At 63.0% G+C, this 23,485-nt stretch carries 24 protein-coding genes and 1 tRNA gene; 17 read left to right on the top strand and 8 right to left on the bottom strand.

The window, feature by feature from the left end:
- Nucleotides 1-11: 11 nt before the first annotated feature.
- On the bottom strand, nt 12-602 hold the full coding sequence (locus ACIP02_RS07575) for a sigma-E factor negative regulatory protein (RefSeq protein WP_201200935.1): 591 nt from the start codon (nt 600-602) through the stop codon (nt 12-14).
- A 31-nt stretch (nt 603-633) separates the two neighbouring features.
- Nucleotides 634-1,215, bottom strand: a complete 582-nt coding sequence (gene rpoE / locus ACIP02_RS07570; RefSeq protein WP_003252049.1) for an RNA polymerase sigma factor RpoE — start codon at nt 1,213-1,215, stop codon at nt 634-636.
- Nucleotides 1,216-1,660: 445 nt separating this feature from the next.
- Here rpoE and nadB point away from each other — a divergent pair, with 445 nt between their 5' ends.
- The gene (gene nadB / locus ACIP02_RS07565; RefSeq protein ID WP_400614780.1) at nt 1,661-3,265 is read left to right on the top strand and encodes an L-aspartate oxidase; all 1,605 of its coding nucleotides are present in this window, start codon (nt 1,661-1,663) and stop codon (nt 3,263-3,265) included.
- A gap of 304 nt (nt 3,266-3,569) precedes the next feature.
- Here the strand turns inward: nadB and ACIP02_RS07560 are convergent, their stop codons facing one another.
- Nucleotides 3,570-4,034, bottom strand: coding sequence for a protein YgfX (locus ACIP02_RS07560; RefSeq protein WP_400614778.1), 465 nt, complete (start codon nt 4,032-4,034; stop codon nt 3,570-3,572).
- Complete coding sequence (locus tag ACIP02_RS07555) at nt 4,018-4,272, bottom strand: succinate dehydrogenase assembly factor 2 (RefSeq protein WP_016498168.1); 255 nt, start codon at nt 4,270-4,272, stop codon at nt 4,018-4,020. Before ACIP02_RS07555 ends, ACIP02_RS07560 begins: the two co-directional genes overlap by 17 nt.
- Nucleotides 4,273-4,405: 133 nt before the next feature.
- On the opposite strand from ACIP02_RS07555, the gene ACIP02_RS07550 reads away from it, so the two are divergent.
- Nucleotides 4,406-5,347 (top strand): YgfZ/GcvT domain-containing protein, encoded by a 942-nt coding sequence (locus tag ACIP02_RS07550; protein ID WP_400614776.1) that lies wholly within the window; start codon nt 4,406-4,408, stop codon nt 5,345-5,347.
- A gap of 55 nt (nt 5,348-5,402) precedes the next feature.
- Entirely contained in the window at nt 5,403-6,209 is an 807-nt protein-coding gene (locus ACIP02_RS07545) for an HDOD domain-containing protein (RefSeq protein WP_400614774.1), read from the top strand.
- A gap of 132 nt (nt 6,210-6,341) precedes the next feature.
- Here ACIP02_RS07545 and ACIP02_RS07540 read toward each other — a convergent pair whose 3' ends face one another.
- Together ACIP02_RS07540 and ACIP02_RS07535 are read right to left on the bottom strand one after the other, a co-directional pair.
- On the bottom strand, nt 6,342-7,721 hold the full coding sequence (locus ACIP02_RS07540) for a sensor histidine kinase (protein WP_400614772.1): 1,380 nt from the start codon (nt 7,719-7,721) through the stop codon (nt 6,342-6,344).
- Complete coding sequence (locus ACIP02_RS07535) at nt 7,714-8,385, bottom strand: response regulator (protein ID WP_400614770.1); 672 nt, start codon at nt 8,383-8,385, stop codon at nt 7,714-7,716. Before ACIP02_RS07535 ends, ACIP02_RS07540 begins: the two co-directional genes overlap by 8 nt.
- Before the next feature lie 199 nt (nt 8,386-8,584).
- On the opposite strand from ACIP02_RS07535, the gene ACIP02_RS07530 reads away from it, so the two are divergent.
- The 5 genes from ACIP02_RS07530 (at nt 8,585) to ACIP02_RS07510 (ending at nt 14,078) form a co-directional block, all read left to right on the top strand.
- Nucleotides 8,585-9,874, top strand: coding sequence for an OprD family porin (locus tag ACIP02_RS07530; RefSeq protein WP_400614768.1), 1,290 nt, complete (start codon nt 8,585-8,587; stop codon nt 9,872-9,874).
- A gap of 45 nt (nt 9,875-9,919) precedes the next feature.
- Nucleotides 9,920-10,900 carry a Bug family tripartite tricarboxylate transporter substrate binding protein gene (locus ACIP02_RS07525; RefSeq protein WP_400614766.1) on the top strand — a complete coding sequence of 327 codons (981 nt, stop codon included), beginning with the start codon at nt 9,920-9,922 and terminating at the stop codon, nt 10,898-10,900.
- Between the two features lie 177 nt (nt 10,901-11,077).
- Nucleotides 11,078-11,536, top strand: coding sequence for a tripartite tricarboxylate transporter TctB family protein (locus ACIP02_RS07520; RefSeq protein ID WP_400614764.1), 459 nt, complete (start codon nt 11,078-11,080; stop codon nt 11,534-11,536).
- A gap of 3 nt (nt 11,537-11,539) precedes the next feature.
- Nucleotides 11,540-13,054 carry a tripartite tricarboxylate transporter permease gene (locus ACIP02_RS07515; RefSeq protein ID WP_400614762.1) on the top strand — a complete coding sequence of 505 codons (1,515 nt, stop codon included), beginning with the start codon at nt 11,540-11,542 and terminating at the stop codon, nt 13,052-13,054.
- Complete coding sequence (locus ACIP02_RS07510) at nt 13,047-14,078, top strand: AbrB family transcriptional regulator (RefSeq protein ID WP_400614760.1); 1,032 nt, start codon at nt 13,047-13,049, stop codon at nt 14,076-14,078. The genes ACIP02_RS07515 and ACIP02_RS07510 overlap by 8 nt, the downstream gene beginning before the upstream one ends.
- Nucleotides 14,079-14,183: 105 nt before the next feature.
- Here ACIP02_RS07510 and ung read toward each other — a convergent pair whose 3' ends face one another.
- Nucleotides 14,184-14,876 carry a uracil-DNA glycosylase gene (gene ung, locus ACIP02_RS07505; RefSeq protein WP_201200912.1) on the bottom strand — a complete coding sequence of 231 codons (693 nt, stop codon included), beginning with the start codon at nt 14,874-14,876 and terminating at the stop codon, nt 14,184-14,186.
- A gap of 126 nt (nt 14,877-15,002) precedes the next feature.
- Here ung and ACIP02_RS07500 point away from each other — a divergent pair, with 126 nt between their 5' ends.
- Entirely contained in the window at nt 15,003-16,109 is a 1,107-nt protein-coding gene (locus ACIP02_RS07500; protein WP_400614758.1) for an enoyl-CoA hydratase/isomerase family protein, read from the top strand.
- Nucleotides 16,110-16,238: 129 nt separating this feature from the next.
- On the opposite strand, the gene ACIP02_RS07495 is transcribed toward ACIP02_RS07500, so the two are convergent.
- Nucleotides 16,239-16,685: a hypothetical protein gene (locus ACIP02_RS07495; protein WP_400614756.1), complete on the bottom strand. Its 447-nt coding sequence runs from the start codon at nt 16,683-16,685 to the stop codon at nt 16,239-16,241.
- A 212-nt stretch (nt 16,686-16,897) separates the two neighbouring features.
- Here ACIP02_RS07495 and ACIP02_RS07490 point away from each other — a divergent pair, with 212 nt between their 5' ends.
- The 8 genes from ACIP02_RS07490 to nadS all read left to right on the top strand — a co-directional run bounded on the left by ACIP02_RS07490 (nt 16,898) and on the right by nadS (nt 23,481).
- A complete protein-coding gene (locus tag ACIP02_RS07490) occupies nt 16,898-18,376 on the top strand; it encodes a diguanylate cyclase domain-containing protein (RefSeq protein WP_400614754.1) in 1,479 nt (492 codons plus the stop codon).
- Nucleotides 18,369-18,581: a cysteine-rich CWC family protein gene (locus tag ACIP02_RS07485; RefSeq protein ID WP_400614751.1), complete on the top strand. Its 213-nt coding sequence runs from the start codon at nt 18,369-18,371 to the stop codon at nt 18,579-18,581. The genes ACIP02_RS07490 and ACIP02_RS07485 overlap by 8 nt, the downstream gene beginning before the upstream one ends.
- 9 nt (nt 18,582-18,590) lie before the next feature.
- Nucleotides 18,591-19,283: a pseudouridine synthase gene (locus ACIP02_RS07480; RefSeq protein ID WP_400614749.1), complete on the top strand. Its 693-nt coding sequence runs from the start codon at nt 18,591-18,593 to the stop codon at nt 19,281-19,283.
- 443 nt (nt 19,284-19,726) lie between these two features.
- On the top strand, nt 19,727-20,614 hold the full coding sequence (phaG, locus tag ACIP02_RS07475; protein ID WP_400614747.1) for a (R)-3-hydroxydecanoyl-ACP:CoA transacylase: 888 nt from the start codon (nt 19,727-19,729) through the stop codon (nt 20,612-20,614).
- A gap of 111 nt (nt 20,615-20,725) precedes the next feature.
- Nucleotides 20,726-20,799 (top strand) — tRNA-Gly (locus tag ACIP02_RS07470).
- Between the two features lie 184 nt (nt 20,800-20,983).
- Complete coding sequence (locus tag ACIP02_RS07465) at nt 20,984-22,708, top strand: SulP family inorganic anion transporter (protein WP_400614744.1); 1,725 nt, start codon at nt 20,984-20,986, stop codon at nt 22,706-22,708.
- A 168-nt stretch (nt 22,709-22,876) separates the two neighbouring features.
- Nucleotides 22,877-23,197 (top strand): type II toxin-antitoxin system RelE/ParE family toxin, encoded by a 321-nt coding sequence (locus ACIP02_RS07460; RefSeq protein ID WP_400614741.1) that lies wholly within the window; start codon nt 22,877-22,879, stop codon nt 23,195-23,197.
- Nucleotides 23,194-23,481, top strand: a complete 288-nt coding sequence (nadS, locus tag ACIP02_RS07455; RefSeq protein ID WP_400614738.1) for a NadS family protein — start codon at nt 23,194-23,196, stop codon at nt 23,479-23,481. Before ACIP02_RS07460 ends, nadS begins: the two co-directional genes overlap by 4 nt.
- Nucleotides 23,482-23,485: the final 4 nt, after the last annotated feature.

Here is a 23,485-nt window from a genome sequence, read left to right as displayed (position 1 = left end):
ATCCTCCTTACTTAACGGTTTTCCAGGCTGGCAGCGCGGGCATATGGCAATGCGGTTTCAGTGCCCTTGAGCGCAGATTCCTGGGCATGCTGGCGCAGGTAACCTGGCAAACGCTGATCCCAGCCGGCCTGGTTCTGCAGCACGCCGTTGGCCATTGGCCCGGTCGGTTGCTCACTGCTCTCACTATAGCCTGCCAAAACAGCCGGGCCCTGTGCTTGTGGCACGCTCAGGCCTTGCTGGACCGGCTGCTGGGCAGCCAGCTCGGCGCCAGTAATCTCGTCCTGGTTGTACATGCGTACCCCGGCCAGCACAGCCACGGTGACGGAAGCCGCGACCGCCAGGCGGCCAATGCTGCGCCAAGGGCCTTTCTTGACCTTGGCCGGCACCGCTTCGTCAGCCAGCGCCGCAGACACCGCCGAGGCGATATCCAGGTTGGGCAGCAGCAGCTCCTTGTGCATGGCTGCACGGGCCACCTGGTAGCGCGACCAGGTGGCACGGGTTTCGGCATCGTCGACGGCGCTAAGCACCCGACGCAGTTCCAGTTCGTCCGCTTCGTTATCCATTACCGCGGACAGCGATTCCTGCAAAGCTTCACGACTCATGGCGGTTCCTCTCTTGGCTGTCGCCGCTGTCTCAGGTTTCCTGCAACAACGGCTGCAGGGCTTTGTCTATGGCCTCCCGAGCGCGGAAGATTCGAGAGCGCACGGTACCCACCGGACATTGCATGACGCTGGCAATGTCTTCGTAACTCAGCCCGTCAAACTCACGCAGGGTCAATGCCGTGCGCAAATCTTCGGGCAGTTGCTGGATGGTGCGATGGACGGTGCCTTCGATTTCATCCCGCAACAACGAGCGCTCTGGGGACTCGAGATCCTTGAGGCCATGATCGCCGTCGTAAAACTCCGCATCCTCGGAGCTGACATCGCTGTCTGGTGGCCGTCTTCCACGGGACACCAGGTAGTTCTTCGCCGTGTTGATGGCGATGCGGTACAGCCACGTATAAAACGCACTGTCGCCGCGGAAATTGCCAAGCGCACGGTAGGCCTTGATGAAGGCTTCCTGTGCTACGTCCTGGGCCTCGTGGGTATCGTGAACGAACCGCACGATCAACCCGAGAATCTTGTGCTGGTACTTCAGCACCAACAGATCGAACGCTCGCCTGTCGCCGCGCTGAACGCGCTCGACAAGCTGCTGATCCTCTTCCTGGGTTAGCATGAACACTCCTCAGTGAACTCAAAGGAGCGTTGCAGCAGCCATCGTTCAGGCTTGCAACCATAGACTCGGGCTTTGCGCAAAAGTTCTCCCCTCCAAGCAAGTTTCCTGCAGCCCTTGGTCGGCTTGCACGGAAGACGCGGCGCGGACACGGCCGGCTACGTCGATAATCAGGTTTCGAATACGCAGGGGTCAGCCCGGAAAGGCCTGCCACCCTGCGTCGCCGCGGCAATTTGTGGCGTGCGGGCAGCCTTCATAGGATTTCCGGCCATGTCGGAAAGTTCCCACAAAGGTTGACGCGCGCCTCGGTAAGTGGCCAAGCGGCATGGAAATTGGCCACCGGGGGCTGCTATAAAGGCAACCCGGCCAAGTTTAACGATAGTTTCACAATGCCACCTGCGCGTGACTATTGTGCCGCGCCCCCTCCAAAGATTACTAGTGTCCCGACATGAGCCAACAATTCCAACATGATGTCCTGGTGATCGGCAGCGGTGCCGCCGGTCTCAGCCTGGCACTTAACCTCCCCCGCCACCTGCGCGTTGCCGTGCTGAGCAAGGGCGACCTGGCCAATGGCTCGACCTTCTGGGCCCAAGGCGGTGTCGCAGCGGTGCTGGACAATACCGATACCGTGCAGTCGCACGTCGAGGACACCCTCAATGCTGGCGGCGGGCTGTGCCATGAAGACGCGGTGCGGTTTACCGTCGAGCACAGCCGCGAAGCGATTCAGTGGTTGATCGAGCAAGGCGTGCCCTTTACCCGCGACGAGCACTACAGCGTCGACGACGGCGGCTTCGAGTTCCACCTTACCCGCGAAGGCGGCCATAGCCACCGGCGCATCATCCACGCCGCCGACGCCACTGGCGCAGCCATTTTTACCACGCTGCTGGAGCAGGCCCGCCGGCGCCCGAACATCCAGCTGCTGGAGCAGCGCGTGGCCGTCGACCTGATCACCGAGCGTCGCCTGGGGCTGCCAGGCGAACGTTGCCTGGGTGCCTACGTGCTCAACCGCAACACGGGCGAGGTGGACACCTTTGGCGCACGCTTCACCGTGCTGGCCACTGGCGGCGCGGCCAAGGTCTACCTCTACACCAGCAACCCTGACGGTGCCTGTGGCGACGGTATCGCAATGGCCTGGCGCGCCGGTTGCCGGGTGGCGAACCTGGAGTTCAACCAGTTCCACCCGACCTGCCTGTACCACCCGCAGGCCAAGAGCTTCCTGGTCACCGAAGCCCTGCGCGGCGAGGGTGCCTTGCTGCGCCTGCCCAATGGCGAGCGCTTCATGCCGCGCTTCGACCCGCGCGAGGAACTGGCCCCACGCGACATCGTGGCCCGCGCCATCGACCACGAGATGAAGCGCCTGGGTGTGGACTGCGTCTACCTGGACATCACCCACAAGCCGGCCGAGTTCATCAAGAGCCACTTCCCCACCGTGTACGAGCGCTGCCTGGCGTTTGGCATCGACATTACCCGCCAGCCGATCCCGGTGGTGCCTGCGGCGCACTACACCTGCGGCGGGGTGATGGTCGACGACCGTGGCCACACCGATGTGCCTGGCTTGTATGCCATTGGCGAAACCAGCTTTACCGGCCTGCACGGCGCCAACCGCATGGCCAGCAACTCGCTGCTGGAATGCTTCGTCTATGGCCGCGCCGCCGCAGCCGACATTGAGGCGCACCTGGAGCAGGTGGCCATGCCCGAGGCCCTGCCGGGCTGGGATGCCAGCCAGGTGACCGATTCGGACGAGGACGTGATCATTGCGCACAACTGGGATGAGTTGCGGCGGTTCATGTGGGACTACGTGGGTATCGTGCGCACCAGCAAGCGGTTGCAGCGGGCGCAGCACCGTATTCGTCTGTTGCTGGATGAAATCGATGAGTTCTACAGCAACTACAAGGTCAGCCGTGACCTGATCGAACTGCGTAACCTTGCGCAGGTGGCCGAGTTGATGATCCTGTCGGCGATGCAGCGCAAGGAAAGCCGTGGCTTGCATTACACGCTGGATTACCCGGGGATGCTGGACGAGGCGAAGGACACGATTCTTGGTCCTGCCTGAAAGCTGTAGCGCCTGAGAGATCGAGCGCCGCCCGCGCGGCGCTTCGCGGGGCAAGCCCGCTCCCACATCTGTTTCGGGCCAATTACTCCTGCCGCCTCCGCACTCGCTCCTTGGATGCATGGCTGGAGATAGCAGAAAAGCACAGATGACACCTTCGATATCGAATGGAAAATACGAGGCGGGCAGAGGTGACCTCAAAGGAGTGACTGGCCCGAAACAAATGTGGGAGCGGCCTTGTGCCGCGAAGCGCCGCGCGGGCGGCGCTCGATCTCACAGGCGCCAAACCTGCCACGGCGAACACCTGTCAGCCCCGACTCACTCCCACCTCAGCCCAGCGCCGCCGGCTGAACTTCAACCTCACCCGCAAACGCCGATGCTCATCCGCTCCCAACGCACCCCGCGGTACGCACTGGCTTTCCCCCAACCAACGCCCCGCGCGCACAAAACGCAACACCACCAACCCCGGCAACGCCACGCTGTCCCGACACAACCGCACCGGCTGCCAGCCACAACCACGGCTGAACACTTGCCAGCCGCGCACATCACGGCGCAGGCCGACTACGGCATGTTCATGGGTCAGCAGAATACGTCGGGGAACAGCCCAGGCAGCGTGGGCAAGACAGGCGGCAACAACGCAAAAGGCCAACCACCCGGGCAGCGGGCTCGCCCACACGGCAAGCCACGCCAGCACCTGGCACGCCAGGTAGGCCACTAGCAGCAGGCGCGAGCCTTGCCAGCGGCATTCGAAGCACTCACTTGGGCTGGACACGGTCCAGGATGATGCGAACCATGCGCTGCAGCTCCGGGTCTTCAGACTCGGTGCGCTCCATGAACCAGCCGAACATGTCCTGGTCCTCGCAGCTCAACAGCCGCACGTACAGTTCGCGGTCGGTCTCGTTGAGGGTGGAGTAGACTTCCTGGGTGAAAGGCACCAGCAGTACGTCCAGTTCCAGCATGCCGCGGCGGCTGTGCCAGAAAAGCCGGTTGAGTTCAGTTTGTTCGACCATGGGGCCCTCCTCGAATGGCCCGCCAGTATACAGCCAGGCGAGCGAAGCGACACCGGGCGTTGGTCTAGTCACCTACCTATTTTGTTACCGGCGTTCTATGATGGCCGCCAGTCTTTAGCCACCGCGATGACCCATGGCCGATTCCGCTTTCTTTTGCCCCCTGTCCCACGAGGGCATCCTCGCCGTCCGCGGCTCCGATGCAGGCAAGTTCCTGCAAGGCCAGCTGACCTGCAATATCAACTACCTCAGCCTGGAACACGCCAGCCTTGGCGCCCGCTGCATGGTCAAGGGGCGCATGCAGTCGAGCTTCCGCATCCTGCCCGAAGGCGACGGCTACCTGTTGGCCATGGCCAGCGAACTGCTCGACGCGCAACTGGCCGACCTGAAGAAGTACGCCGTGTTCTCCAAGGCCAAGCTGACCGATGAAAGCGCCGCCTGGGCACGTTTCGGCCTGCAAGGTGGCGATGCGGCACTGCAGGCGCTGGGGCTCGAAGTGCCGGCAGCCGCTGGCAGCACCGTACGCCAAGACGGGCTGATCGCCATTGCCGTGTCTACTAACCGGGTGGAGCTGTGGGTGCCGGCGGACAAGGCTAAGCCTGTGCGCCAGGCCCTCACCGCTGCCCTGCCGGAAGGCTCGATCAACGACTGGCTGCTGGGACAGATTCGCGCCGGTATCGGCCAGGTCATGGGGCCAACCCGTGAGCTGTTCATCCCGCAGATGATCAACCTGCAGGCCGTCGATGGCGTCAGCTTCAAGAAAGGCTGCTACACCGGCCAGGAAATTGTTGCGCGCATGCAGTACTTGGGCAAGCTCAAGCGCCGCCAGTACCGCCTGGCACTGGACCAGCGAGCCATTCCGGCCCCGGGAGCCGAAATTTTCTCGCCTACCCATGGCTCGTCGGTCGGTGAAGTGGTGATTGCAGCCAGCAACGGCGCGGGCTGCGAGCTGCTCGCGGTGCTTAGCGCCGACGCAGTTGAGGACAATAACCTGCACCTGGACAGCCTGGAAGGCCCACGCCTGCAGGTGCTGACCCTGCCTTACGAACTGGACCGCGACCGGGAAATCCAACGCTGACCAGCCTGCCCCGCCCGCGTGGCGGGGCCGCACCACCACTGCGGTAGACACGCCCATGAACAAGCTGGCCGAGATGGTTCAAGCACAGTTGCTCGATGCCATCGAAAAGGATGACCTGGTCCTGCCAACCCTGCCCGAGGTTGCCCTGAGCATCCGTGAAGCCGCGGAAGACAGCGAGATCAGCGTAGCGGCCCTGAGCAAAGTGATCGGTCGCGATGCGGCCCTTTCAGCGCGCCTGATCAAGGTCGTCAACAGCCCACTGCTGCGCGCGGCGGTGGAGGTTACCGACCTGCACACCGCCATCACGCGGCTGGGCATAAACTACAGCTGCAACTTGGCCATCGGCCTGGTGATCGAGCAGATTTTCCATGCCCGCTCATCGGCAGTTGAGCAGAAACTTCGCGATATCTGGGCCAATAGCCTGGAAGTGGCGGGCATCAGTTACGAAATCTGCCGCCGCTACACCCAGCTCAAACCGGAGCAGGCGACCCTGGGTGGGCTGGTCAACCAGATCGGCGCGCTACCGGTCCTGATCTATGCCGAAGAACACAACGAACTGTTGTCCGACCCGGTGTGCCTGCATTACGTGATCGAGCAGATCCAGCCAGTGCTGGGCGACAAGATTCTCAAGGCGTGGGAGTTTCCGGAGCAGCTGGTCAACCTGCCAAGCCAGGTTCAGGACCTTGACCGGCAGACTGGGAAGGTCGATTACATCGACATTGTGCAGATTGCCCGCTGCATCAGCCAGCGGGGGCGCCAACGGCCGCTGGCGGCACTGCCGGCGTACCGCCACCTGGGGTTGCCGTTTGGTACCGAGCTTGAGGTGGATGAGCTGCTTGAGGCGCGGAGCATGTTGCGCTGAGCGGTATCAGCCTGTGCTGGCCTATTCGCTCCTACAAGGGACTGCGCAGCATTTGAAGGCTGCGCTGCCCGTTGTAGGAGCGGGTTCATCGAGGCGTCGAACCGCCGCGAAGAGGCCAGCACAAGCAACCCATCAATCAGCAATAAAACTCACCCGCACCCGCAACCCGCCATTGGCCCCATCATGCAGGCTCACCTGCGCCAGGTGCGCCCGGCAGATCTCGCCAACAATCGCCAGCCCCAACCCGCTGCCCTGCGCACTACGCCGGTAGAAACGCTCGAACACCCGCTCGCGCTCAGCCTCGGGAATGCCCGGCCCGTCATCCTCCACCTCCAGCACCGCCGGCGCCAGCACCCGTAAAATCACATTGCCACCCTCCGGTGTATGCGCCAGGGCATTGTCCACCAGGTTGCTCAGTAGCTCGTTGAGCAACGTCGGCTCGCCCTTCAGCCACACGGGTGCCTCGGCCTCCAGCGCCAGCGCCACACCTCGCTTGTGCGCCAGTGGCGCCATGGCCATCCCCAGCTCACGGGCCAGTTGGCTCAAGTCCAGGCGCTGCGCACCACCCTCGGCAATCGCCCGCGCGCCGTTCTCGACCCGCGCCAACGACAGCAACTGGTTAGCCAGGTGAGTCAGCCTGTCGGTACCCTGTACCGCCGCCTCCAAAGTCTGCCGCCACTCCTGCGGTTCGGACGAGCGCAAGCCCAGCTCGACCCGCGCCTTCAGCGCTGCCAAAGGTGTACGCAGCTCGTGAGCGGCGTCGGCGATGAACTGCGCCTGGCGCTCGAACTGCCCACGCAAGCGTTCGGTAAAGTGGTTCAAGGCCCGCACCAACGGGCCTAGCTCACGCTGCACCTGCACCACCGGCAAGGCCCGCAGGTCATCCGGCTGGCGCTCTTCCACCGCTGTGCGCAGGCGCTCCAGCGGCCGCAACGCGGCACTCACGGCAAAACCCACCATCACCAGCGCGCCCAGCGCCAGCATGCCAAGGCGTAGCAGCGTGTCGGTCATCAGGTCACGCGCCATGCGCACCCGCGCTTCCTCCGTCTCGGCTACACGGATTTCCGCCATGCCGTTCATGTTCGGCTCGCTCACCGGTTTCAGCAGGCTGACCACGCGTACATCCTGGCCCTGGTAGGTGGCATTGTAGAACCGCGCCAGCGCCGGGTAGTCGTCGGTACGCGGGGTACCTGGCGGCGGTGGCGGCAGGTTTTCGTAGCCGGAAATCAGCCGCTGCTTGATATCCAGCACCGTGTAGTAGATACGCCCGGCGCTGTCGTAGGCGAAGGTATCCAGCGCCACGTAAGGCACGTCCGCGCTCAGCGAGCCGTCGCGCTGCGACAGGCCGGCGGCGATGGTCCGCGCCGAGGCGAGCAAGGTGCGGTCGTAGGCGGTGTCGGCGGCCTCGCGACCATTCCAGTAGGCGCTCAGGCCGCTGGCCAGCATCAGCACCACCAGCAACAGCGCCAGGTTGCCCAGCAAACGCCCGCGCAGGCTGCCGTTGTCACGCATCGCGGTGCTCGAGCAGGTAGCCCAGGCCACGGAAGGTGACGATGGCCACCGGGTGGCCGTCGAGCTTCTTGCGCAGGCGGTGGATGTAGATCTCGATGGCGTCAGGGCTGGCCTCTTCGTCCAGGCCGAATACCTGGGCGGCCAACTGCTCCTTGCTCATCACCCGGCCAGGGCGGGCGATCAGCGCTTCCAGCACGCTCTGCTCACGCGAGGTCAGGGTCAGGTTATCGTCGCCGAGTGAAAAACGCCGGGTGTCCAGGTCATACACCAGCGGCCCACAGCGTTGCTGACGTTCGCCACCGAGCACGCTGCGCCGCAGCAGGGCCTTGACCCGGGCTTCCAACTCGGTCAGCTCGAACGGCTTGGCGAGGTAGTCGTCGGCGCCCAGGTTAAGACCGTGGACCCGGTCCTTGACGTCGCTGCGCGCGGTCAGCATCAGCACCGGCAAGGTCTTGCCACGGCCGCGCAGGCGCGCCAGCACTTCGAAGCCGTCCATACGCGGCAAGCCGACATCCAGCACGGCCACGGCGTATTCCTCGCTGGCCAAGGCCAGGTCGGCTGCCACGCCGTCATGCAGCACATCCACGGTCAAGCCGTGGCTTTTCAAGGCCTGGGCCACGCTTTCGGCCAGTTGCAGGTGGTCTTCGACCAGCAGCACACGCATCGGATTCTCCCTGCTCGGGTGGGGCGGTGGCGCGGAGTGTACCGCTGTCGGCAGGCCTGTGAAGCCCTGCCGACAAACCTTTCACGCTGAAAGGTTAGCGAAAGGTTCGTTGCCTAGCATCGCACCACGGTCGCCCTTCGCGCCGAAAAAAGCACCAGCAAGGTGCAACGAATAAGAACAATAAACGGAGTCATCGACGATGCTGTCATCGCAGCCGCAGGCGTTCGCGCCTACCCGTTCCTTTGCCGCTCGCCCCTCCGCCATCGCCAGCGCCCTTGCGCTTGCCGGTGTCGCCCCGATGAGCCAGGCCGCCTTCTTCGAAGACAGCACGGCCACCTTCGAAACCCGCAACATGTACTTCAACCGCGACTTCCGCGACGGCACCAGCGCGCAACAATCCAAGCGCGACGAATGGGCCCAGGGCTTCATGCTCAATTTCGAGTCCGGCTACACCGATGGCACCGTAGGCTTCGGCCTGGACGCACTGGGCATGCTCGGCATCAAGCTCGACTCCAGCCCCGACCGCACCGACACCGGCCTGCTGCCGACTCACGATGATGGCAAGGCGGCCGATGAGTACTCCAAGCTCGGCCTGACCGGCAAGGTAAAGATCTCGCAGACCGAACTGAAGATCGGCACGCTGATCCCGGAACTGCCCACCCTGCAGCCCAACGACGGGCGCATCCTGCCGCAAACCTTCGAAGGCGGGCTGCTGACTTCGAAGGAGATCAAAGGCCTGACCTTTACAGGCGGGCGCCTGGACAAGGCCAAGGACCGCAACGACACCAACTGGGAAGACTTGGCCCTGAACAACAAGAACGGCCGCTTCGGTGGCTCGTTCAGCGCCGACAACCTGACCCTGGGTGGCCTTGATTACCAGTTCACCGACCGCATCACCGGCAGCTACCACTTCGCCCAGCTCGACGATATCTACCGCCAGCACTTCATCGGCATGGTGGCCACCCAGCCATGGGGCCCGGGCACCTTCGGCGCCGACCTGCGCCTGGCGGTCAGTGACGATGCCGGTGCCGCCAAGGCCGGCAATATCGACAACACCACGGTCAACGGCATGCTCAGCTACGCCCTGGGCGGGCACAAGGTGAGCGCCGCCTGGCAGCAGCTGTCGGGCGACAGCGCCTTCCCGTATGTCGATGGTGCCGACCCGTACCTGGTCAACTTCGTCCAGATCAACGACTTCGCAGGTAAAGACGAGCGCTCCTGGCAGGCGCGCTACGACTACAACTTTGCCGCCCTCGGTGTACCCGGCCTGACCTTCATGACCCGCTACATCAGCGGCGACAACGTCAGCCGCGCTGCCGGCGGCGAAGGCAAGGAATGGGAACGCAACACCGAGCTCAAGTACGTGGTACAAAGCGGCCCGTTGAAGAACGTCGCCGTGCGTTTGCGCAACGCCACCTTCCGCTCCAACTTCGCCCGCGACGCCGACGAAGTGCGGCTGCTGGTGAGCTACAGCGTCGCCATTTGGTAAGCCAATAGCAGTAACCGATAACAACAACACTCACGGAGATCGACGATGACCTTTTCACTGCGCCGCCTCGTCCTCGCTACCGGCTGCCTGCTGTTGGCCGGCAACGCGCTCGCTGCCGAACCGAAACGCCCCGAATGCATCGCCCCCGCCTCGCCCGGCGGTGGCTTCGACCTGACCTGCAAGCTGGTGCAAAGCGCTCTGGTGCAGGAAAAGATCCTCAGCAAACCGATGCGCGTCACCTACATGCCCGGCGGGGTCGGCGCGGTGGCCTACAACGCCGTGGTCGCCCAGCGCCCGGCCGACGCCGGCACGCTGGTGGCCTGGTCCAGCGGTTCGCTGCTGAACCTGGCCCAAGGCAAGTTCGGCCGCTTCGACGAGAACGCAGTGAAATGGCTGGCCGCGGTCGGTACCAGCTATGGCGCCATCGCAGTGAAAAGCGACTCGCCCTACAAGACCCTCGATGACCTGGTCGCGGCACTGAAGAAAGACCCGAGCAAGGTGGTGATCGGCTCCGGCGGCACAGTCGGCAGCCAGGACTGGATGCAGACCGCGCTGATTGCCAAGGCTGCCGGCATCAACCCGCGCGACCTGCGCTACGTGGCCCTGGAAGGCGGCGGTGAAATCGCCACGGCACTGCTGGGTGGCCACATCCAGGTCGGCTCAACCGACATTTCCGACTCTATGCCGCACATCCAGAGCGGCAACATGCGCATCCTCGCGGTGTTCGCGGAAAACCGCCTGGACGAGCCGGAGATGAAAGACATCCCCACCGCCAAGGAACAGGGCTATGACATCGTCTGGCCTGTGGTGCGTGGCTTCTACCTGGGGCCAAGGGTGAGCGACGAGGACTACGCCTGGTGGAAGCAATCGTTCGACAAGATGCTGGCCTCGGAAGACTTCGCCCAGCTGCGTGACCAGCGCGAGCTGTTCCCGTTCGCCATGACCGGCGAAGAACTGGACGGTTATGTGAAGAAGCAAGTGGCTGACTACAAGGCACTGGCCAAGGAATTTGGCCTGATCCAGTAACACGCCACGCCGCTCGCTCTTTGTAGGAGCGGCCTTGTGTCGCGAAAGGGCTGCACAGCAGCCCCAGCAATTTGTGCAGCGCTGCTGAAATCCTGGGGCCGCTGTGCGGCCCTTTCGCCACACAAGGCCGCTCCTACAAAGGATCTGCGTCTTGCCAAACAACACGAGGATTCCTTCATGATCCTGCAACGCATCTTCGCCCTGGCCCTGCTGGCGGTGTGTGCCGCCCTGGCCGTGATGGCCTGGCCCTACCAGGCCGCCTTCTCCTACGAACCGGTGGGCCCACGCGCCTACCCGCTGCTGATGCTCGGCCTCATGGGCCTGGGCCTGCTGTTTCTGGCCATCCGCCCCACGCCCATCGTGCGCAAGGACGACGAACCGGAACTGGACCGCGAAACCCTGATCAAGATCGCCGCCTGCGTCGGCCTGCTGATCGTCTTCGCTGCCACCTTCGAATCGCTGGGTTTCATTCTCAGCGCCATCCTCGTCGGCCTGCCCATGGCCCGCCTGTATGGCGGCCGCTGGCTGCACAGCGCCATCGTGGTGGTGGGCATGAGCATTTTCCTCTACTGGCTGTTCGACCGTGTGATGGACGTGCCCCTGCCCCTTGGCCTGCTGAGCGTACTGGAGAACTGACACATGGATACCTTGAGCTACCTGGGCCAGGGCTTCGGCGTTGCCCTGTCCCCCTACAACCTGGTCACCGCCCTTTCCGGCACGCTGATCGGCACCGTGGTCGGCCTGCTGCCGGGCCTGGGCCCGATCAACGGCGTGGCCCTGCTGATCCCCATCGCCTTCGCCCTTGGCCTTCCGCCGGAATCGGCACTGATCCTGCTGGCAGCGGTATACCTGGGCTGCGAATACGGCGGCCGTATCAGCTCGATCCTGCTGAACATCCCGGGCGAAGCCTCGACCGTGATGACCACCCTCGACGGCTACCCGATGGCCCGCCAGGGCCTGGCTGGCGTGGCGCTGTCGCTGTCCGCCTGGAGTTCGTTCATCGGCGCCTTCATCGCCACCTGTGGCATGGTGCTGTTCGCCCCGCTACTGGCGAAATGGGCGATTGCCTTCGGCCCGGCCGAGTACTTCGTGCTAATGGTGTTCGCCATTGTCTGCCTGGGCGGCATGGCCGGTGACAAACCGCTTAAAACCTTCATTGCCGCCCTGATCGGCCTGTTCCTGTCAGCAGTCGGCATCGACGCCAACAGCGGCGTATACCGCTTTACCGGTGACAGCGTGCACCTGGCCGACGGTATCCAGTTCGTGGTGCTGGTACTGGGCCTGTTCTCCATCAGCGAAATCCTCCTGCTGCTGGAAAAGACCCACCATGGCCACCAGGCGGTCAAGGCCACCGGGCGCATGCTGTTCAATTTCAAGGAAGCGGCCTCGGTGTTCGTGGTCAACATTCGCTGCGGCTTACTGGGCTTCATCATGGGCGTGCTGCCTGGCGCCGGCGCCACACTGGCCAGCGCCGTGGCCTACATGACCGAAAAGCGCATCGCCGGCACCAGCGGCAAGTTCGGCAAGGGCGACGCCCGTGGCCTGGCTGCACCGGAAACTGCCATTGGTGCTTCCTGCTGTGGCGCCCTGGTACCGATGCTGACCCTCGGCGTACCAGGTTCCGGCACCACCGCGGTGATGATCGGCGCACTGACCCTGTACAACATCACCCCCGGCCCAATGCTGTTCGAACAGCAGCCAGACATCGTCTGGGGCCTGATCGCTTCGTTGTTCATTGCCAACATCATGCTGGTAATCCTCAACATCCCGATGATCCGCATCTTCACCCGCATCCTCGCCGTGCCGAACTGGGCGCTGGTGCCAGTGATCGCCATCATCACCGCGATCGGCGTGTACGCCGTTCATGCCACCACCTTCGACCTGTTCCTGATGGTCGGCATCGGCATCATGGGCTACATCCTGCGCAAGCTGGACTTCCCGCTGTCGCCGATCCTGCTGGGCTTCATCCTCGGCGGGCTGATGGAGCAGAACCTGCGCCGGGCACTGTCGATCTCCAACGGTGAACTGGGCATCCTCTGGTCAAGCCCGATCAGCATGTCGGTGTGGGTATTGACGATTTGCATGATGACCCTGCCGTTGCTGCGCATCTGGCGCAAACGCGCCCAACAGCGTCGGGCCATGGCCGATGCCTGATCGGTCATTCCCGCTGTTCGTTGCGACCGGGCTGGTCGGCCTTGCTGGCGGTTTTGCCGCCAGCAAGGTCGGCTGGCCTTTGCCATGGATGGTCGGCTCGTTGCTGGCGATCATCCTGGTGCGCTGCCTGACGCCCTGGCAGCTGTCGGAAATACCCAATGGCCGCAAATGCGGGCAGTGGATCATCGGTATCGGCATCGGCCTGCACTTCACCCCGGCGGTGATCGAGCAGGTGGCCAGCCATTTCGCGCTGATCTTCTTCGGCGCGCTGTTCACCACGCTGTCCAGCGTGATCAGCGTGTGGCTGTTGCGGCGTACCGGAGAAGACCGCGCCACGGCGTTCTTCGCCAGCATGCCCGGTGGTTCGGGTGAAATGGTCAACCTCGGCGCGCGCAATGGCGCGGTGCTCAGCCAGGTAGCAGCGGCACAGAGCCTGCGGGTGCTGGCGGTTGTGCTGTGCGTACCGGCGCTGTTCAAGTTTCTGCTGGGTGACGGGGTACCGCTCAATCACGCAGGCAGCGTGAACTGGGGCTGGCTGGCACTGATTGCGCCACTGGGCGTTGCCATGGCGTTGCTGTGGCAGCGCTTGCGCCAGCCCAACCCGTGGTTGTTCGGGCCGTTGCTGGTGGCGGCTACGGTGAGCCTTGCCGGCAACCTGCAGATCGCACTGCCCAATGGCGCCAGCCAGATCGGCCAGTGGTTGATCGGCAGTGGCCTGGCGTGTCACTTCAACCGTGCGTTCTTCCGCCGTGCGCCGTCGTTCCTCGGGCGTACGCTGGTGGCCACGGCGTTGTGCATGGCGATTGCTGCCAGTGCTGCCTGGGTGTTGAGCGTGATGACTGCGCTGGACTTGCGTTCACTGACGCTGGGGATGATGCCGGGCGGGATTGCCGAGATGAGCCTGACGGCGGAGACCTTGCAGTTGTCGGTGCCGCTGGTAACGGCGCTACAGGTGATGCGGTTGTTGTTTGTGTTGTTTCTGGCGGAGCCGTTGTTCCGGGTGTGGAACGCCAACCCTGAATAATCGCGCCGCCTGATTCGCGGGTAAACCCGCTCCTACATCAGGTTTTCATCACCCGTTGTAGGAGCGGGTTTACCCGCGAAGCAGGCGACACGGTCTGTCAGGTGATCACAACGGCGGCAACGCCCAGTTGATCGGCGCCATCCCGCGCTGTTCGAGAAAGCTGTTGGTTCGGCTAAAGTGCCCGCAACCAAGGAAGCCACGGTAAGCCGACAAAGGCGACGGGTGCACCGACTTCAGCACCAGGTGCTTGGTGCCATCGATCAGCTTCTGCTTGCTCTGCGCATGCGCGCCCCACAGCAGGAATACCACGTTCGGGCACTGCTCGCTGACCACCTGAATAACCCGGTCGGTGAAGAACTCCCACCCCTTCTTGGCATGCGACGCCGCATTCGCACGCTCCACCGTCATGGTGGTGTTGAGCAGCAATACGCCCTGTTCGGCCCAGCTCTGCAGGTAACCATGGCTGGCGATCGGGATGTTCAGGTCGCGCTGCAGCTCTTTGTAGATATTGACTAGCGACGGTGGCGTGGCCACGCCCGGCTGTACCGAGAAGCACAGGCCATGCGCCTGGCCCGGGCCGTGGTACGGGTCCTGGCCGAGGATAACCACCTTCACCTGCTCCAGCGGTGTCGAGTTGAGCGCGTTGAAGATCAGCGGCCCAGGCGGGTAGATTTCCTTGCCGGCAGCGTATTCGCCACGCAGGAACTCGCGCAGCTGATGCATGTAGGGCTGGTCGAATTCGCCGCGCAATGCGGCCTTCCAGCTGGGTTCGAGTTTGATGCGATCGTCGTCAGTCATGGGGCCTTCCATAAACAATGGCGCGACACTAGGTAAGCCCTCCCCGCTTGTCAAACGATCCGACCGACAACCGGCACGATCGGCCAGGCCAGCCATACTTGTGCGATGACTTGCGCGAGGTAGTCCATGGCCATTCATTGCGAGGTACTCACCGGCGCCGACGGCGCCCGCATCGGCATCGCCACCCTGGATGCGCCCAAGGCGCTCAATGCCCTGAACCTGCCGATGATCGAGGCGCTGGGTGAGCAATTGCACAGCTGGGCCCGCGACCCGGGCATCGTCTGCGTGCTGCTGCGCGGCAACGGCACAAAGGCCTTCTGCGCCGGCGGCGATGTACGCGTGCTGGTACAAGCCTGCCGCGACCACCCTGGCAGCGTGCCGCCACTGGCAGCCTCCTTCTTCGCCGCCGAATACCGCCTGGACTTTGCCCTGCACACCTACCCCAAACCTTTGCTGTGTTGGGGCCACGGGCATGTGCTGGGTGGCGGCATGGGGCTGCTGCAAGGCGCCACTGTACGCATCGTCACGGCCAGCAGCCGGCTGGCGATGCCGGAAATCAGCATCGGCCTGTACCCGGACGTGGGTGCCAGTTGGTTTCTGGCGCGCCTGCCGGGCAAGCTGGGCCTGTTCCTTGGCCTGACCGGCGCACCGATCAATGCCCGTGACGCCCTCGACCTGGGCCTGGCCGACCGTTTCCTTGGTGAGCATCAGCAAGAGGCCTTGATCGAGGAACTGCTGCAACTGAACTGGCAGGAACAGACCGCCCTGCAACTGAACAGCCTGCTCAAGGCGGAGCAGCACCGTGCTTGGGCCCAGTTGCCCGATGCCCAGTGGTTGCCGCGTCGGCAAGCGATCGACGCGTTGCTCGATGTGGCCGATGCAGCGGCTGCGTGGCGTGCGCTGGAGGGGCTCAAGCAGCATGACGACCCATTGCTGGCCGAGGCCGGCCAACGGCTGCATGAAGGCTGCCCGCTGACGGCGCATCTGGTGTGGGAGCAGATCCGCCGGGCGCGGCACCGGTCATTGGCGCAGGTGTTTCAGATGGAGTACTGCATGAGCCTGAACTGCTGCCGTCACCCGGAGTTCAGCGAAGGTGTTCGTGCCCGCTTGCTGGACAAGGACAACCGCCCGCGCTGGCATTGGCCGGATGTGGGGCAGGTGCCGGCTGCGGTGGTGGAAGCGCATTTCGCCAAGGTGTGGGAGGGGCGGCACCCATTGGCAGATCTGGGTTAGCTTCAAGAGCCTGGGGCTGCTTTGCAGCCCTTTCGCGACACAAGGCCGCTCCTGCAAAGGGATCGCATTCCCCTGTAGGAGCGGCCTTGTGTCGCGATCGGGGCGCAAAGCGCCCCCGCTTCAAATCACCTAACGCTGCCAGTTGCCCCCTTGCCCCTGTCCACCCCGGCCACCCCAACGCCCGCCGCCATTGCGCTGACCATTGGAGTGCCAGTCACCCTGCTGATAGCGCTGGCTGCCATCACGATAGTCATGCCGGTCGCGGTCCCCCCGATAGTCATTGCGCTGGCGGTTGCCATAGTCATAACGCGGGTTGCCGTGCCACTGGTTCATCCCCGGTTGCGGATGCGAGCGGTAATAAGGCGCCGGAGCCGAACGGTAATAACGCGGTCCCGGCTGGTAGTAATAACGCGGCTGTGGGGCCACATAGTAGCGGTCATAACGGTAGTAACCCGGCGCCACATAGCGATCGGTGGAGTAGTAGTCCGAACGGTAATAGCCCCCGCTGCCGTAGTACGGCGCGCAGGCAGACGTCATCAGCCCCAGCAGGGCGATCAACAGGATTCGATAGGACATGGCGGCCTCCTGGACCGCTGGAGTGCCCGAACAGCGGCGCTGGCGAGCGTCGACGCGAAATACGTTCATCGACACTGAATCAGACAGCGAGGCCGAGGTGCAGTGCCATTTCTGCAACAAATTGATACAGCTGCTATAACCCTGAAAAACTTGCAGTTATTTTTCAGCCATCTCACTAGAATAAGAGGCTCGGCACACATCACGGGAAGATCATGCCCTTACGTTCCGCCCTGTTCTCGCAGCGTTCGCTGATCTTGACCCTGCTGGTACTGTTGGCCTGCGGCTTCCTTGCCACTTCACTGCTCAGCTACTTCGCCTCGCGCAGCGCCATCCGCGACGGCATCATCAACACCGAACTGCCACTGACCTCCGACACCGTCTACTCGGAAATCCAGAAAGACTTGATCCGCCCGGTGCTGATCGCCTCGATGATGGCCCAGGACACCTTCCTGCGCGACTGGGTGCTGTCCGGCGAGCAGGATACCGCGCGCATGACCCGCTACCTGGGCGAGGTCATGGGCAAGCAGGACACATTCACCTCCTTCTTCGTCTCCGACCGCACCCTCACCTACTACCAGGCCAAGGGCGTACTCAAGCATGTCGAACCGGGCACCTGGCGCGATGCCTGGTATTTCCGCCTGCGCGAACTCAAGGCCCCCTACGAGATCAACGTTGACCTGGACATGGCCAACCAGGACAGCCTCACCGTGTTCATCAATTACCAGGTGCATGACTACCAGCAGCGCTTCATTGGCGCTGCAGGTGTCGGCCTGAGCGTATCGTCGGTGGTCAAGCTGATCGACCAGTACCAGCAGCGTTACCAGCGTGCGGTGCTGTTCACCGACGCCAAAGGCAAGGTGCTGCTGACCGGTTCGGCAGGCGGCCCGCATGGCTTGCGGGTCGGGCAACAGCTCAGTGCCAACCCTGAGTTGAATGACGTGCTGGCCGAGCAACCGGTACCCGGCGAAGGCAGCCACGAATACCGGGACAGTGACAACCACAGCCACTTCATCAACGTGCGCCACCTGCCCGAACTGGATTGGTACCTGCTGGTGGACAAGCGTGAAACCGGTGCCCTCGACCGCATTCGCCACTCCCTGTACCTGAACCTGGCAATCTGCGCGATGATCACCCTGGTGGTACTGGCGCTGGTGCATGCCATGGTCCGCCGCCACCAGGCCAGCACCGAAGCCCTGGCCACCCTCGACAGCCTCACCGGCCTGCCCAACCGGCGCAGCTTCGACCTGCTCGCTGCCCAGGCCCTGCACGAAGCCCAGCGCGACAGCGGCCCTCTGGTGGCCTTGCTGATCGACCTTGACCACTTCAAGGCGCTGAACGACACCCATGGGCACCTGGCAGGCGACGAAGTGCTGCGCCAATTCGCCAATGTGCTGCAAGGCAGCCTGCGCCAGTCGGATATACTGTGCCGCTGGGGCGGTGAGGAGTTCATCGTGCTGCTGCGTGAAGCCGAAGGCCGGCAGGCTAGCGAGGTGGCGGAAAAGATCCGCCGGCGCACCGAACAGCTGACCTTCAGCTACGACGACCATCCGCTGCGCCTGACGACCAGCATCGGCCTGAGCAGCCTGCAACCGGGGGATACCCTGCACGCCCTGCCGACCCGCGCCGACCGTGCGCTTTATCGTGCCAAGCAGGCTGGCCGCAACCGTGTCTGTAGTGAAGCCCATGACTGATCAGCAACACTGCCCCGCTTGCGGTGCCCTCAACCAGTGCAGCCTGGCCGACCCACGTCGGGCCACCCAGGCCTGCTGGTGCTACGGTGTCAGCATCGACCCGGCCGTGCTCCAGGCCCTGCCTGCCGAACTGCGCAACAAGGCTTGCCTGTGCCCGCGCTGTGCTGCCGTTGAAGAGCAACTGCGCTCGTCCACCACTCACTGACTGTTTTCCATGCGTCTCGACCGTTTTCTTGCCAGCCTGCCCAGCCACAACCGCCAGCAAGCACGCCTGATGCTGGCGCAGCGCCGCGTGCGGGTGGACGGCCAGGTGGTCAGTGACCCGCTGGCCGAGGTGCGCGCATTCAGCCGTGTGGAGCTGGACGACCAGTTGCTGCAGGCCGGGCGCCCGGCCCGCTACCTGATGTTGCACAAGCCAACCGGCTGTGTCAGCGCTACCCAGGACCCGCAGCACCGTACCGTGCTCGACCTGCTGCCCGCGATGTTGCGTGATGGCCTGCACATTGCCGGGCGCCTGGATTTCAACACTACGGGGCTGATGATCCTGACCAACGATGGCCAGTGGTCGCGGCGCCTGACCCAGCCGACTACCAAGCTGCCCAAGCATTACCTGGTGGAAACCGAGGATGAGATTGGCGAGCACTATGTGGCCAAGTTCCGTGAAGGGTTCTACTTTGCCTTTGAAGACCTCACTACCCAGCCTGCACAGCTGGATATTCTCGGCCCACGCCAGGCGCGGCTGGCGATCGTTGAAGGGCGGTATCACCAGGTCAAGCGCATGTTCGGGCATTTCGACAACAAGGTGGTGGGGTTGCATCGGGAGTGCATGGGGGCGATCCGGCTTGATCCGGAGTTGGCGCCTGGGGCTTTTCGGGAACTGACGGCTGAAGAAATAGCTACCGTCTAGGTCGCCTGCTCGGGCCTATTCGCGGGTGAACCCGCTCCTACAGGGGGCGCCGAACCTGTAGGAGCGGGTTCATCGGGGCGCCGAACCGCCGCGAAAGGGCCGGAACAGACTGCGCAGGGTCGTCATACGACCGCTGAGCGACAAAAGTCACATTTCCCCCCGAACGGCACTTGCGGTATCCCCGACCCACTGCTTGAATCCAATTCGTCAGTCCGCATGTGACTACCAAGTCACTATCGCAGACCAAGACAACTTTTTGCCGGCCACCCAGGGCCTTGATGCCTTGGGGCACGGCAAATTGCCCGCCAAAAACAACACCGTCGACGCATGTGCCAAGGATCGACACAGGGCCCCCGGTTACTCTTCAGGCGAATGCCTACCTGTCATAAAGAACGTGCACCCTAGGTGACGCGAATACCCTTTTTGCGCCAGGAGTCGATGACATGAGGCCAGAAATCGCTGTACTTGATATCCAAGGTCAGTATCGGGTTTACACGGAGTTCTATCGCGCGGATGCGGCCGAGAACACGATCATTCTGATCAATGGCTCGCTGGCTACCACGGCCTCGTTCGCCCAAACGGTACGTAACCTGCATCCGCAGTTCAACATCGTACTGTTCGACCAGCCCTATGCGGGCAAATCCAAGCCACACAACCGTCAGGAACGGCTGATCAGCAAGGAGACCGAGGCGCATATCCTCCTTGAGCTGATCGAGCACTTCCAGGCCGACCACGTGATGTCGTTCTCGTGGGGTGGTGCAAGCACACTGCTGGCGCTGGCGCACCAGCCGCGTTGCGTAAAAAAAGCCGTGGTGAGTTCGTTCTCGCCGGTGATCAACGAACCGATGCGCGACTACCTGGACCGCGGTTGCCAGTACCTGGCCGCCTGTGACCGCTACCAGGTCGGCAACCTGGTCAACGACACCATCGGCAAGCACCTGCCGTCACTGTTCAAGCGTTTCAACTACCGGCACGTCAGCAGCCTGGACAGGCACGAATACGAGCAAATGCACTTCCACATCAATCAGGTGCTGCAACACGACCTGGAACGGGCGCTGGATGGCGCGCGCAGTATCAATATCCCGGTGCTGTTCATCAACGGTGACCGCGATGAGTACACCACGGTCGAAGATGCCCGGCAGTTCGGCAAACATGTGGGCCGTAGCCAGTTCAGCGTAATCCGCGATGCGGGCCACTTCCTGGACATGGAGAACAAGGCCGCCTGCGAGGACACCCGCAACGTCATGCTAGGGTTCCTCAAGCCGACCGTGCGTGAAACCCGTCAACGTTATCAGCCGGTACAACAGGGGCAGCATGCATTGGCCATCTGAGCAGTTCGGCGCCCTGACACTGATACCCGCAGGCCACGGGGCGCCGACAAGCTTTTTTATAACTTGGGCTTCTAATTCGTGGAAGGTTCTGGTAAAAAGTGCTGCGCAGACGCGGGTATAGTTTAGTGGCAAAACGAAAGCTTCCCAAGCTTTAGTTGAGGGTTCGATTCCCTCTACCCGCTCCACATTTGCAATCCCCGCATGGCGTTCCAGCAACGTCATCACTGTCAAAAGGAGCCATGGCTCCTTTTTTTCGTTTCTGCCCCGCCCTTCGATCTACTGCTTTCGATGATCAGTAGCATGGCCAAGTGCCTGCCGATCCGCTTCAATGCGTGCATGGTTTCGTGAAGCATTTCGAAAGGACGACGCATGTTTCTCTCCCGCTGGCTACCGGGCCTTGCCAACCTGCTGCACTACCGCCGCGAATGGTTCCACGCCGACCTGCAGGCCGGGCTCTCGGTAGCGGCAATCCAGATCCCGATTGCCATTGCCTACGCGCAGATCGTCGGCCTGCCGCCGCAGTACGGCCTGTATGCCTGCGTGCTGCCGATGATGGTCTACGCACTGATCGGCAGCTCGCGCCAGTTGATGGTCGGCCCCGACGCTGCCACCTGCGCGATGATTGCCGGTGCCGTGGCGCCACTGGCCATGGGCGACCCGCAACGCATCGCGGAGTTGTCAGTAATCGTCACCGTGCTGGTCGGGGTCATGCTGATTGCCGCCGGCCTGGCGCGGGCCGGGTTCATCGCCAGCTTCTTCTCGCGGCCGATCCTGATCGGCTACCTCAACGGTATTGGTCTGAGCCTGATTGCCGGGCAGCTGTCCAAGGTGGTGGGGTTCAAGATCGAGGCCGACGGTTTTATCCTCAGCCTGATCAACTTCTTCCAGCGCCTGGGTGAAATCCACTGGGTAACCTTGCTCATCGGCCTGGCCGCCCTGGGCCTGCTGATCTGGCTGCCACGGCGCTACCCACGGTTGCCTGCCGCGCTCATCGTGGTAGCGCTGTTCATGCTGCTGGTGGGCCTGTTGGGTCTCGACCGCTTTGGCGTTGCCATCCTCGGCCCGGTGCCCGCCGGCATTCCGCAACTGGCCTGGCCACATAGCAACCTGGCAGAAATGAAAAGCCTGTTGCGCGACGCCCTGGGTATCGCCACGGTCAGTTTCTGCAGTGCCATGCTGACTGCACGCAGCTTTGCTGCCCGGCATGGCTACGCAATCAACGCCAACCACGAGTTCGTCGCCTTGGGTGTGAGCAACCTGGCGGCCGGGGCTTCCCAAGGCTTTGCCATCAGCGGTGCAGACTCGCGAACCGCAGTCAACGACATGGTCGGTGGCAAAAGCCAGCTGGTGGGCATTATCGCTGCGCTGGTGATCGCTCTGATCCTGCTGTTCTTCACCGCGCCCATGGCGTGGATCCCACAGGCGGCACTGGGCGCGGTGCTGCTGATGGCCGGTTGGGGGCTGATCGACATCAAGTCGCTGGGGAATATCCGCCGCCTTAGCCGCTTTGAATTCTGGCTGTGCCTGCTGACCACCGTGGGCGTATTGGGCCTGGGCGTGCTACCCGGCATCGTGTTTGCCGTGACACTGGCGATACTGCGTTTGCTGTACAGCATCTACCAGCCAACCGACGCCGTGCTCGGCTGGCTGCCGGGCACCGAAGGCCAGGTCGACATTCGCAAGTTCAAGGATGCCCGCACCGTGCCCGGCCTGGTGGTGTACCGCTTCGACGACGCGATCCTGTTCTTCAACGCCGACTACTTCAAGATGCGCCTGCTCGAAGCGGTGCAGAGCCAGGCCGAGCCAAAAGCGGTGCTGTTCGATGCCGAAGCTGTGACCAGCATCGACGTCAGCGGCATGGCCGCCCTGCGTGAAGTGCGCGACACCCTGGCCGCCCAAGGCATCTTCTTCGCCATCGCCCGCGCCCGCGGTACCTTCCTGCGCATGCTGGTGCGCTCGGGAATGGCGCGCGAGATGGAAGACAAACTGCTGTTCGGCTCGGTGCGCGCGGGGATTCGGGCGTATCGGGTGTGGCGTAATCGCAACCGCAGTCTGCCGGTTGCCGGGCAGGGTCAAGCGGGCCACCCTGGCTAGCAGTCAGCATGCTGTACAGAAAAGGACTACCTGGTACTCGGAAAGGGATGATCGGCTAGGCACGACCAGGTTCGCTAGCCTCGCTATCCCGCTCTGAAGTACAGCCGGGCACTCCTTTCTCTGTAGCGCTGGACAACCGGCAGCTACGCCAATGGCGTACAATCTGCTATGCTTTTCACCGAAACAGCTTTGTTCACCAAGCGAGTCAGAGAGCTGCTCGACGACGATACCTATCGCCTGCTGCAAATCAGGCTGATGGTTTCAGCCGAGGCAGGCGTCTTGATTGAGGGAACAGGCGGTTTGCGCAAATTGCGTGTGGCTGCGAACGGCCACGGAAAACGCGGTGGCGCCAGGGTTATCTACTATCACTTCATATCCAGATCACAGATAGCCATGCTCTACATCTACGGCAAGAACGAGCAGCCCGACCTGTCCGGCGAACAACGCAAGGCGCTGAGGTCGATCATTGAACACTGGAGGCACGCATGAACCGCTTTTTTGACGAACTGATGGAAAGCGTTCAACAGATGGACGACATCGTCCAGGGCAACCGTGCGCCCTCTCGTGAATTCGAGATCGATGCGCTGCAGGTCCGTAACATCCGCAAGGCAACGGGGCTTACCCAAGCACGCTTTGCCGAGATCATCGATGTACAGGTTGCAACCCTGAGAAACTGGGAACAAGGGCGGCGAGAACCAACCGGGCCTGCCAAAGCATTGCTGCGTGCGATACGTAATGATCCTGACCATGTGCTGAAGGCCCTGGCGCACTGACGAA

Origin of the sequence: Pseudomonas sp. NPDC089408, assembly GCF_044749445.1 — a bacterium.
Taxonomy (GTDB): domain Bacteria; phylum Pseudomonadota; class Gammaproteobacteria; order Pseudomonadales; family Pseudomonadaceae; genus Aquipseudomonas.
The sequence above is the reverse complement of the archived record's forward strand: the minus strand, read 5'-3'. Positions and strand labels throughout refer to the sequence as shown.